The 10,811-nt window shown below is 69.5% G+C and carries 10 protein-coding genes; 3 read left to right on the forward strand and 7 right to left on the reverse strand.

Features of this window, described 5'->3' with window-relative positions; genetic code table 11:
* Window positions 1–40 precede the first annotated feature (40 nt).
* Complete coding sequence (locus AC1DYG_RS13090) at window positions 41–571, forward strand: dTDP-4-dehydrorhamnose 3,5-epimerase family protein (protein WP_477640311.1); 531 nt, start codon at window positions 41–43, stop codon at window positions 569–571.
* Here AC1DYG_RS13090 and AC1DYG_RS13095 read toward each other — a convergent pair.
* From AC1DYG_RS13095 to AC1DYG_RS13115, 5 genes are all read right to left on the reverse strand, one after another.
* A complete protein-coding gene (locus tag AC1DYG_RS13095; protein WP_477640312.1) occupies window positions 564–1,727 on the reverse strand; it encodes a glycosyltransferase in 1,164 nt (387 codons plus the stop codon). The genes AC1DYG_RS13090 and AC1DYG_RS13095 overlap by 8 nt on opposite strands.
* 23 nt (window positions 1,728–1,750) lie before the next feature.
* On the reverse strand, window positions 1,751–3,310 hold the full coding sequence (locus tag AC1DYG_RS13100; RefSeq protein ID WP_477640313.1) for a sugar transferase: 1,560 nt from the start codon (window positions 3,308–3,310) through the stop codon (window positions 1,751–1,753).
* A gap of 379 nt (window positions 3,311–3,689) precedes the next feature.
* Window positions 3,690–4,292, reverse strand: a complete 603-nt coding sequence (pth, locus tag AC1DYG_RS13105) for an aminoacyl-tRNA hydrolase (RefSeq protein WP_477640314.1) — start codon at window positions 4,290–4,292, stop codon at window positions 3,690–3,692.
* A gap of 84 nt (window positions 4,293–4,376) precedes the next feature.
* A complete protein-coding gene (locus tag AC1DYG_RS13110) occupies window positions 4,377–5,069 on the reverse strand; it encodes a 50S ribosomal protein L25/general stress protein Ctc (protein WP_477640315.1) in 693 nt (230 codons plus the stop codon).
* A 162-nt stretch (window positions 5,070–5,231) separates the two neighbouring features.
* On the reverse strand, window positions 5,232–6,206 hold the full coding sequence (locus AC1DYG_RS13115; protein WP_477640316.1) for an EamA family transporter: 975 nt from the start codon (window positions 6,204–6,206) through the stop codon (window positions 5,232–5,234).
* A gap of 87 nt (window positions 6,207–6,293) precedes the next feature.
* Between AC1DYG_RS13115 and AC1DYG_RS13120 the strand changes: the two genes are divergently transcribed.
* Both AC1DYG_RS13120 and AC1DYG_RS13125 read left to right on the forward strand, forming a co-directional pair.
* Complete coding sequence (locus tag AC1DYG_RS13120; protein ID WP_477640317.1) at window positions 6,294–6,848, forward strand: CGNR zinc finger domain-containing protein; 555 nt, start codon at window positions 6,294–6,296, stop codon at window positions 6,846–6,848.
* Window positions 6,849–7,006: 158 nt separating this feature from the next.
* Window positions 7,007–8,002 (forward strand): type IV toxin-antitoxin system AbiEi family antitoxin domain-containing protein, encoded by a 996-nt coding sequence (locus tag AC1DYG_RS13125; RefSeq protein WP_477640318.1) that lies wholly within the window; start codon window positions 7,007–7,009, stop codon window positions 8,000–8,002.
* Between the two features lie 207 nt (window positions 8,003–8,209).
* On the opposite strand, the gene AC1DYG_RS13130 is transcribed toward AC1DYG_RS13125, so the two are convergent.
* Together AC1DYG_RS13130 and glmU are read right to left on the reverse strand one after the other, a co-directional pair.
* On the reverse strand, window positions 8,210–9,190 hold the full coding sequence (locus AC1DYG_RS13130) for a ribose-phosphate diphosphokinase (RefSeq protein ID WP_477640319.1): 981 nt from the start codon (window positions 9,188–9,190) through the stop codon (window positions 8,210–8,212).
* Window positions 9,187–10,743 carry a bifunctional UDP-N-acetylglucosamine diphosphorylase/glucosamine-1-phosphate N-acetyltransferase GlmU gene (glmU, locus tag AC1DYG_RS13135; RefSeq protein ID WP_477640320.1) on the reverse strand — a complete coding sequence of 519 codons (1,557 nt, stop codon included), beginning with the start codon at window positions 10,741–10,743 and terminating at the stop codon, window positions 9,187–9,189. The genes AC1DYG_RS13130 and glmU overlap by 4 nt, the downstream gene beginning before the upstream one ends.
* Window positions 10,744–10,811: the final 68 nt, after the last annotated feature.

Genomic DNA, 10,811 nt, shown 5'->3' on the forward strand with positions numbered 1-10,811 from the left:
TAGACTCGACGCTGAAACGCGGGAGGTCATCATGCAAGTGATGGAGACGACGCTCGACGGCGTGCTCCTCTTCACCCCTGAGCCACACCGGGATGCTCGCGGAATGTTCACCCGGACCTTCGACGCGCAGACCTTCAGCAGTGTCGGCCTGGACCCGCACGCCTTTCGGCAGGACAGCCTCTCGCGGACCGCGGGAGGGGTGGTTCGCGGACTGCACCTGCGCTCCGGGGCTGGCGAGTCCAAGCTCGTGCGTTGTTCGTCGGGGGCCATCTTCGACGTCGTCGTCGACCTTCGACGTCCGTCACCGACCTTCGGTCGGTGGCAGTCCTTCCAACTGGACGGCGACGGCCAACAGTCCATCTACATTCCCGCCGGGTGCGCGCACGGCTTCCAGGCGTTGAGCGATCCGGCCGACACGTCGTACCGCATCGACAGGGAGCACGACCAGTCCGAGAGCGTCTCCATCGCCCACGACGACCCCTCCCTGTCCATCCCCTGGCCCCTGCCCATCACCGGCATGTCAGAGGGCGACCGTACTGCGCCCACACTGGCGCAGCTCGGACTCAGGTGAGCTGACCGGCTGGGTCCAGACCGATCGCCGTCGCGAGCGACCTGGCCCGACTGTCCCAGCCGTGACCCGCGGCGAAGGCCCGGCGCAGGTCGATCTCAGCCTGCTCGAGCGGTGACCTGAGCGACTCGGCAACGCACGCGGCAAACTGGTCGCGCGGGGCGACCTCGACGAGGGGGGTCCCCAACCAGCGCACCGCCGGCAGCTCGGTGCTCACCACCCGCCGGCCGGCAGCGAGGTACTCGATCAACTTGAGGGGGAAGCTCGCACGGTTGAAGGCGGTGTCCGCATAGGGCAACAGGCACGTGGTCACGCGTTCGAGGTGGGCCGTCAGCTCCGCGTGGCCGACCCTGCCGGTCCACACCACGTCAGGGTGGGCAAGCAGCCGGGCGAAGGCTCCCGGCGTCACGGTGTCCTGGAGCGGCCCCACGAGGACGAGGCGCACGCCCGCATCGACCACGTCTTCGAGGAGGCCGACGTCAACCCGGTCGGACAGCTGCCCGACGAACGCCGCACACGGAGCGGCCGGGTCGGGGGGGCCGACGGTTGCGAAGGCACTGGGCAGACAGCCGTTGGGGATGAGCTGGGGATCGCCGGCTCCGGCCTCCCGGAGGATCTCGAGCAGGACGGGGCTGACCCCCACGACGACATCGGCCTCACGTGCCCGTCGACGAACGGTCGTCGAGATCCACCTCTCGTCCACGCCGGTCAGGGCCGCACCCGCGGCGTAGTCGTCCTTGGCGTAGAAGACGCGAACGTGTTCTCCGAGGGTGTTGAACACGTCGTCGAGGGTCGGCACGACCACGGCATGCACCGACGGCGCTCCGAGTCTGCGGACGGCCCAGCGGAGCCGCCGACGCAGCACCGCCTGAGCCAGCTCGCGCCCGACCGGCCTGGTCTGCAACGGGGGCACGCGGGCGTCCAGGACCGCCAACCTCGGGGCGACGATCCGCAGACCCGTCCCGCGACCTTCGGATGCCGCCTCCCGGTTGCGGAACCGGCTGAGCACAGAGGTGGTCGGATTCACGTAGAGCACCGGCGCATACCGCGTCAGCTCGGCGGCCAGATGGCGCTCGAGCAGGGGGATTCCGTCCCACCACGACGCACCCATGACGACGACCAGTCCGTCCCACGTGGCTGCATCCTCAGCGGCGTTCACGGACGGAGTGTAGGCCCGGGCGGTCAGTACGCCCCCGCCCCTTTGACCACCGCGCGCGCGGTGCGGAAGAGGATCTGCAGGTCCAGCGCGAGGCACCAGTTGTCGACGTACCAGAGGTCGAGCCGCAACGACTCGTCCCACGTGAGGTCGCTGCGCCCACTGACCTGCCAGAGACCGGTCAGCCCGGGCTTGACCCGGAGCCTGCGCACGGCGTCGGGCTCGTAGCCCTCCACCTCGCGCATGAGCGGGGGCCGCGGGCCCACGAGGGACATCTCGCCGCGCAGGACGTTGGCGAGCTGCGGCAGCTCGTCCAGTGAGAACCGGCGCAGCAACCGCCCTACTCGGGTCACCCTGGGGTCGGCCTTCATCTTGAACAGGACGTCGTTGCCCGCGTCGCGCTCCAGCTCGACGAGCTGGGCCTCCGCTTCGACGCACATGGTCCGGAACTTCAGCATCTGGAACTCTTCGCCCCTGGCGCCGACGCGGTTCTGACGGAAGAGCACCGGCCCCGGCGAGTCGAGCCGGATGGCCACTGCGATGACCACGATGCCCGGCAGGGCGACGATCATCAGCAGCGCAGTGAGTGCCTTGTCGACGACGGACTTGACCAGGCGACGCGCTCCGGACATGACCGGGCGCTCGATGTGCAGCAACGGCATACCGGCCGTCGGTCGGATCGACAGACGCGGACCGGCGACGCCGAGCAGCCCGGGCGACACAACCAGCTCGACCTCACGCTCCTCCAGGGACCAGGCCAACCGGCGCAGCTCCGGCCCGTGCAGGTCAGGGTCACTGGACACGGCCACCACGTCGGCGTCGAAGAGGTCCACGGCCGACATGGCCTCCTCGGGGTAGCCAAAGACCGGCACCCCTTCCACCTCGGAGGGGGTGTCCCCACTCAGGTCGAGTCCCGATACGCAGGCGGCAACCACGCGCAGACCCTGCTGGGGTGCGCGCTGGATCTCACGAATCATGGGCAGCACCGACTTGGCGTTCCCGATGATGACGGTCGCCTGGGTCTCGTTCCCCGCCGAACGCCGCCGATAGAGATCCCTGCGCACCGCCTGGCGCGAGACGAGACCGAGCACCAACAGCAGCGTCACCGCGACGAGGCTGGTGAGCCGAGGGATGTCGACGTGGGCGGTGTAGGACAGGAACGCGTCCGCACCGACGAGGTAGAGCGACGAGCGCGTCACGGCCCGGTACTCCTCGGGACCCGATCCGGCGAAACGACGCTCATAGCCGTGGGTGAGGGCAAGCGCCGAAATCCACAGGACGGGCAGAGCCAGCACCACCAGGAGCCGCTCCAGGGTCGTGGTGCCCGGCATGGCGACCAGGGCAGTGACGATCCCGGCCACGGTGGCGACGGCGAGATCACCGACGATCGCGCGACGACGGTAGGCCACGTTCCACGACGAGCGCTTGGTCCGGGCCGGCACGGCCGTCGGCGTCCGCTTCGCTTCGCGGGCCTCGGGCGCGGTCGGGGTCTCGGGCGCGGTCGGGGTCTCGGGCGCGGACCAGGTGGCGGCTCGGCGAAGGCGCCGGGACAGAGCAGTCCCGTTCACCCCGACGAACTCCGTCATGCCCATCTCTTGCCGCCCCGCTCCTGCATCTGCCCCATGACCGTCTCCCCCGCTACCCACGTTTCTGTTGGCACCGTAGACCCGCAACGCGGACCTCCAACAGACCTATTGGAGTCATGTGTACCGTGTGAAATAGGTTAGGCCTCAACGGATTTCGTCACCTACGCCCAGCAGGCGAGGGCCCTCTGGACGGGCCAACTACAGCACCGTGCGTAGCCGCCTCATACTGGTGACGGAGACGTCTACGCAGCGATCACCACGCCAAGGTTCGGACGGTTCCGACTGCGTCCATTCGCCGTTCCGCCCGGGATGGACGCCATCGCCGTGGGCGCTGCGGACGAGGCCCGAAAAATGATCAGTGACTAGTCAGTGACCATTTTCAGGCCGGGCTGTGGAACTTCTGCTGGGCCGCGACCAGACCGTGCGTCACGACCATCTCGACAGCATCCGCCGCATCGCCCAGCAGGAACGGCAGCTCCTTGCGCTCGGTGGTACCGAAGTCGCGGAGGACGAAGTCGGCTGCGTCCATCCGGCCGGGCGGCCGGCCGATCCCGACCCGGACGCGCAGGTAGTCCTTGGTGCCGAGGGCCGAGCTGATCGAGCGCAGGCCGTTGTGGCCGCCCTCTCCCCCGCCCTTCTTGAGCCGGACGTCGCCGGCCGGGATGTCGAGCTCGTCATGGACGACGAGGAGTCGGTCGACCTCGACGGAGAAGAAGCTCATCAGCGCCCTGACCGGTCCACCCGACTCGTTCATGTAGGACGAGGGGACGGCGACGACGGCGGCCGGCCCGGGCGCCCCGCCGGGCAGCATCCCGATGCGCACCGTGGCAGCGGACGCCCGCGCCTTGTGGGAGGTGAGCTTGGCGCCGGCCCGCGAGGCGAGCTCGTCGACCACCATGGCGCCGACGTTGTGCCGGTTGCCCGCGTACTTGGGGCCGGGGTTGCCCAGGCCCACCACGAGCCAACTGCCGTCGTCACTCACGGGGCGCAAGTATGCCGGAAGGCCAGGTCCCCCATGACACTACGCAGGGGACCTGGCCTTCCGGCATACAACGGTGAGCGGGACTCAGGCGTCCTCGGACTCGGCCTTCTCGCCCTCGGGGGCCTCGCCCTCGGCACCCTCGGCGGCTTCGCCCTCGGTGGCCTCGGCGTCGCCGGCCTCCTCGTGCTCGATGCCGGCCTCGGCCTCGGCCTCTGCCATCTCGGCGTCCAGCGCCTCCTGCGAGATCTGCTGGGTGATGTTGACGACCAGGGTGTCCGCGTCGACGACGAGGGTGGACCCGGCCGGGAGCTGGAGCTCGGACGCCTTGATCTGCGTGCCGGCCTCGAGGCCCTCGACGGAGACGACGACGTTCTCGGGGATGTGGGTGGCCTCGACCTCGAGCTGGATGGTCTGGGCGTCCAGGGTCACGATGGTCTCGGGAGCGGCCTCGCCCTCGATGTGGACCGGGACGTCGACGGTGACCTTCTCGCCCTTGCGGACGATGACGAGGTCGATGTGCTCGATGACCGGCTTGATCGGGTCGCGCTGCACGTCCTTGGCCAGGGCCAGCTGCTCGTCACCGTCGATGACGATCGTGAGCAACGCGTTGGCGACCTTGAGGGCCATCATCGTGTCGTGGCCGGGGAGGGTGATGTGCACGGGCTCGGCGCCGTGGCCGTACATGACGGCGGGGATCTTGTGGTCGCGGCGAATCTTGCGGGCAGCGCCCTTGCCGAACTGCGTGCGCGTCTCTGCGACGAGCTTGTTGTCAGACACGGAAATCTCCTGTGCGGTGGGGGACTCGAGGATGCGGTGGGCCTCGACGCGGGGCGCAGCACGGAGACCACACCGCGTCGAATTACGGACGTGACCGGCCCCTGTTATTGCTTGTGGTGGTGGCAGCCGTGCAGTGTCCCTCGCCGAGGCAACCCGCAGAGTCTAGGCGACGCCTGCGGGGAGAGGGAAATCCGCCTCGTCGACGGCCGCCGTGGCCCTCGCTGTGCGGTCCCGACGCAGCTCCCCGAGCCGGACCGCGACCACCCCCGCGACGATGCAGACGCCACCGGCGAGCTGCATCAGGCCCGGGAGCTCGTCGAGCAGCACCCACGCGAAGACCACGGCGAAGAGCACCTCCGTCAGGCCCACGAAGGAGGCGACCGTGGAGCCCAGCACCCGGGCTGCCGTCACCCCGAGCAGGTATGCCGCGGCGGCGGCGATCAGGGCCAGCTCGCCGATCGCGACCCACCACGGGGCCTCCCGGCCCATCAGCTCGACCGGAGCCGAGGCGAAGGTCAAGGGGATCACGCCGACGGCCCCCAGCGCGCCGAGGGCGACCGCTCCCGCACCCATCCCCAGACCCGCGAGGGCCACCGGCGGCAGGCTGCTCTCTTCGGCAGCGAGGACGAAGAAGGTGGCCAGTCCGGTGGCGGCCACCAGACCCCACGCGACCCCGACGAGGTCCGGGCGGGCCTGGCCCGAGAGGTCGAGGACCAGCACCAGCCCGAGGATCGCCAGGACGACGCCCAACCCGGTCAAGGGGCTCGGCGCCCGCCTCGTGCGCAGCCAGGCCCAGAGGACGACGAGCACCACCCCGAGGTACTCCAGCAGGAGGGCGACCCCGACATCGAGGCGCTGCACCGCATAGAAGTAGGCAACCTGGCAGCCGGCCACGGCGACCGCACCGTAGACGAGCACGGCCGGCAGGTTCTCGCGGACGAGGGACCACCGCCCGCGCAGGGCAAGGATCGTCGGCACGGCCAGGACCAGCGTGGCGCCGGCGACACGCAGCAGCACGATGGCGCCGGAGCTCCAGCCCTCCACCAGCAGCGACTTGGCGAACGGCCCACTGCTGCCGAAGGTCGCGGCGGACGCGAGGGCCAGCCAGAGGCCGAAACCAGTCGACCGTGTCCTCATGACCCCACTCCGTCCCAAACCAGATCCTGTAACCAGCAAAGCGTCTTATACTCATGACAGTATCGATCCACATCGTCAGGAGTCAAGATGCTGTTTGCCCATGACACGGAGGTGGCGCTGCGCGGTGCCGCCGCCCTGGTCAACACGGCGGCGACCCTGCCCAGCGACACCGAGGACCTCGCCACCGTGGCCGACCTCGACGCCTTCGTCGAGGCATGGGAGTGGACCGGGTCGCACGCCCACGACGACGCCGAGCTCGCCAGCGTCCATGCCCTGCGTCCCAGGCTGCGGACGCTCTGGACGGCCGAGACCGGCGAGGCGGTCGAGCTCGTCAACGACCTGCTGGCCGAAGCGGGAGCGTTGCCCCAGCTGGTGCGGCACGGCGAGTGGTCCTGGCACCTGCACGCCACGCCCCCCGAAGCGCCGCTGGCCACCCGCATGGCGGTCGAGGCCGCGATGGCGATGGTCGACGTGATCCGGGCGGACGAGCTCGCCAGACTCCGGGTCTGCGCAGCCGAGGACTGCCAGGACGTCGTCGTCGACCTGTCCAAGAACCGCTCCAAACGGTTCTGCGACGGAGGGTGCGGCAACCGCGCCAACGTCGCGGCATACCGAGCCCGCAAGGCCGTCACCACCCCCTGACCCCGGCTGACACGCCTAACTTCTGCTAGCAGACTTTGGCTCTCTCAGCGCACGTTGCAACCTCTGCTGAGCGAGCGAACCTCTGCTGGGCTGGTCGCTACGCCGACTTGTCCACAGGCCCTCAGCTGGGTCGGCGGGATTCTTGCCATGCTTGCGCGATGAACCTCTCGGACGTCGCACGGCACGGCGTCATCAGCACCACCGACGCGCGGTCGCTCGGAATCGGCACCGTCCAGCTGCGGCGGCTCGTGCGCGACGGTCGCCTCCTGCGGCTGGTGCGCGGTTGGTATGCCGTGGCGCCGGACGGCGACGAGCCCGCACCGTGGGAGGACCCGGATCGCTTCGCCGCCGTCAGGGCGTTGCATCAGCTGCGCACGTGCGCCCTGCTGCTGTCGTTTGAGGGACGGGTCACCGCGAGCCATCAGTCGGCGGTCGTGCTGCACGGCGGACGACTCTGGCGCTCGGACCTCGAGACAGTGCACCTGACCCGCACTCGTGACGACCATTCGAGGCATCGTCGCGGCGCCGTCCTCCATCCCCAGGTCGAACTCGACAGCATGGTGTCGCCCGATGGCCTCAGCACCGTTCCGATGGCGATGGCGGTGGTGCAGGTCGGACTGGTTCCGATCTCGGAGCGCGAGGGCCCCAGCCCCATGGAGAGCCTGATTGCCGCCGACGGTGCGCTGCATGCCAAGCAGGTCACTCGGGCAGAGCTGGAGTCCGCACTCGCACAGCACCACGGCCATCCGCACGTCGAGGGGGTTCGCCTGCTGCTCGCTCAGGCCGACGGGCGCCACGAGTCAGTCGGAGAAACCCGCCTGGCTCACGTTCTCCGCACCCTTGGGTATGACGTCACGCCCCAGGTCCCGGTCGTCGCCTGTGGGGTGACTCGACGCGGCGACTTCGGTGTCGACGGGACGGACGCGATCGTCGAGTTCGACGGGCTCTCGAAGTACTCAGGCGGGTTTGTCAGCACCGACCCGTCAACGGTGCGTCGGGCCCTGGCTGAGGAGAAGGCACGACAGTCCGACCTCGAGGACGCCGGCAAGGAGATCGCTCGCGTTGGTTGGGTCGACCTGGACAGCCCCTCGGCCATCGGGGCCAAGGTCGAGCGGGCGATCAGACGAGCGGCCCTGCGACGCCACTCCGCCTGACTCACGACCGCTCCTTGCTCAACGCACCCGTGGGGAGCTCAGCCAACCCGGGAGGAGCTCAGTCCACCCTGGCTCGCGCAGCGCACCCTGGCTCGCGCAGCGCACCCGAGGGCAGCTCAGCGCACCCTGGCTCGCTCAGCAGACGTTGCGACCTCTGCTGAGCGAGCCAAAGTCTGCTAGCAGAACTTAGGGGACGAGCCGCGCGGGTCAGGCGTGACCTTCGAACAGGCTCGTCACGGAGCCGTCCTCGAAGACCTCCTGGATCGCGCGACTGATCAGTGGCGCGATCGAGAGCACGGTGAGCTTGTCGAACTCGTGCGCCTCGTCGATCGGCAGCGTGTTGGTCACGATGACCTCGGCGGCACTGCAGTTCTTGAGCCGGTCGATGGCCGGGCCGGACAGGATCGCGTGCGTCGCGGCGATCACGACACCCGCGGCGCCGTCGGCCATCAGGGCGTCAGCCGCCTTGGTGATGGTGCCGCCGGTGTCGATCATGTCGTCGACGAGGACGCAGACCCGGCCCTTGACCTCACCGACGACGCGGTTGGCCACGGTTTCGTTGGGGCGGTTGATGTCTCGGGTCTTGTGGATGAAGGCCAGCGGGGCGCCGCCGAGCCGTTGCGACCACTGCTCGGCCACCTTGATCCGGCCGGCGTCCGGTGAGACCACGGCGAGCTTCTCGTGGCCGTACTTCTCAGCGACGTGGTCCGCCAGGATCGGCAGCGCCATGAGGTGGTCGACGGGTCCGTCGAAGAAGCCCTGGATCTGCGCCGTGTGCAGGTCGACGGCCATGAGTCGGTTGGCGCCGGCCGTCTTGAACAGGTCGGCCATCAGGCGCGCGGAGATGGGTTCGCGGCCCCGGTGCTTCTTGTCCTGGCGGGCGTAGCCGTAGAACGGCAGCACGACGGTGATCCGCTTGGCGCTGGCCCGCTTGAGGGCGTCGATCATGATGAGCTGCTCCATGATCGCCTCGTTGATGGGCGTGGTGTGGCTCTGGATGACGAACGCGTCCGACCCGCGGACCGACTCCTCGTAGCGCACGTAGATCTCGCCATTGGCGAAGTCGTACGCGCTGGTCGGGACGAGGTTGGTGCCGAGCATGCTCGCGACCTCCTCGGCGAGCTCGGGGTTGGCTCGCCCGGAGAAGACCATCAGGTTCTTCTCGGTGGTCTTCGTGATGCCGGTCACGCGTGGGCCTGCCCTTCCGTGGATTTCTCGGTATGCCGCGCGGCTGGGTCCTGGGCCGCGCTCGCGTCGTGGGCCGCGCTCGCGCCGGGGGCCGCGCCGGGCCCGCTCGCCGACTTCGCCAGTGCCTCGTCGGCCGCCTTGGCGGTCTTGGTGCCGGCTCGGGCTCTGGCGACCCAGCCGTCGATGTTGCGCTGCCGCGCGCGGGCCACGACGATCTGGCCCGGCTCCACGTCGGCGGTCACGGTTGACCCGGCCGCGACGTAGGCGCCGTCGGCGATCGTCACGGGGGCCACCAGGACGGAGTCGGAGCCGACGAAACTGTGTCTGCCCACCGTGGTGTGGTGCTTCGCGACGCCGTCGTAGTTGGCGACGATGGTGCCCGCACCGATGTTGGCGCCCTCACCGATGGTGACGTCACCGGCATACGTGAGGTGTGGCACCTTGGCCCCGTCGCCGATCTTGGCGTTCTTGGTCTCGACGAAACCGCCGATCTTGCCCTTCGCGCCGAGCTCGGTGCCCGGGCGCAGGTAGGAGAACGGACCGACGTTCGCCCCCGCGCCAATCACCGACAACAGGGCCTCGGTCCGCTTGACCACGGCCGAAGGGCCGACCTCGGTGTCGGTCAACGTCGTGTCGGGGCCGATGGTGGCGCCTTCGCCGATCGTCGTCGCACCGAAGAGCTGCGTGCCGGGGAGGATGGTCGCGTCGCGGCCGATGGTGACGTCGGTGTCGATCCACGTGGTGTCCGGGTCGACGATCGTCACACCCTCGCGCATCCAGCGCTCGGTCGTGCGACGGTTCAGCTCCTTGCCGAGTCGGGCGAGCTGGACCCGGTCGTTGACGCCCTCGGTCTGCCAGAGGTCGGCGATGAGGTGCGCGCTGACCCGGCCACCTGCCTCGCGGGCGATGGCGAGAACGTCCGTGAGGTACTTCTCACCCTGGACGTTGTCCGTGCCGACCTTGCCGAGCGCTTCGACGAGAACCGCGGCGTCGAAGGCATAGATCCCGGAGTTGATCTCGGTGATGGCCCGCTGCTCGTCGGTCGCGTCCTTCTGCTCGACGATGCCCTCGACGCCACCGTCGCCGCCACGCAGGATGCGGCCGTAGCCCGTGGGGTCAGCGAGGTGGGCGGTGATGACGGTGACGGCGCTCTGGGTCGCGACGTGCTCCTCGAGCAACGACTGCAGGGTGTCGCCCGCGAGCAGCGGCACGTCGCCATAGGTCACGAGGACGGTGCCCTGGAGGCCTTCGGGCAGGGCGTCGAGGGCGCATTCGGTGGCGCGCCCGGTGCCCATGACGTCGTCCTGGTCGGCGATCACGGCCTGTGGGTCGACCTCGGTGACGTGGGCCGCCACCAGGGCGCGTTCGTGCCTGACCACGACGGCCAGGTGCTCTGGGGTCACGGCGCGGGCCGCGGCGATCGCGTGTCCCACGAGGGTCCGGCCCCCGATCCGGTGCAGGACCTTGGGGGTCGAGGATTTCATCCGGGTGCCCTCACCTGCGGCGAGGACGATGACAGCGGCACAGCGGGGCGAGCCGGTGGTGGTGTTCACGCGCGTGCGCTCCAGAGGATCAGCTCGGGCATTGAGGACGCGGTCATGCTACCCGCCGGTGAGGCGCG

The organism is Pedococcus sp. P1_H8 (genome assembly GCF_056405175.1).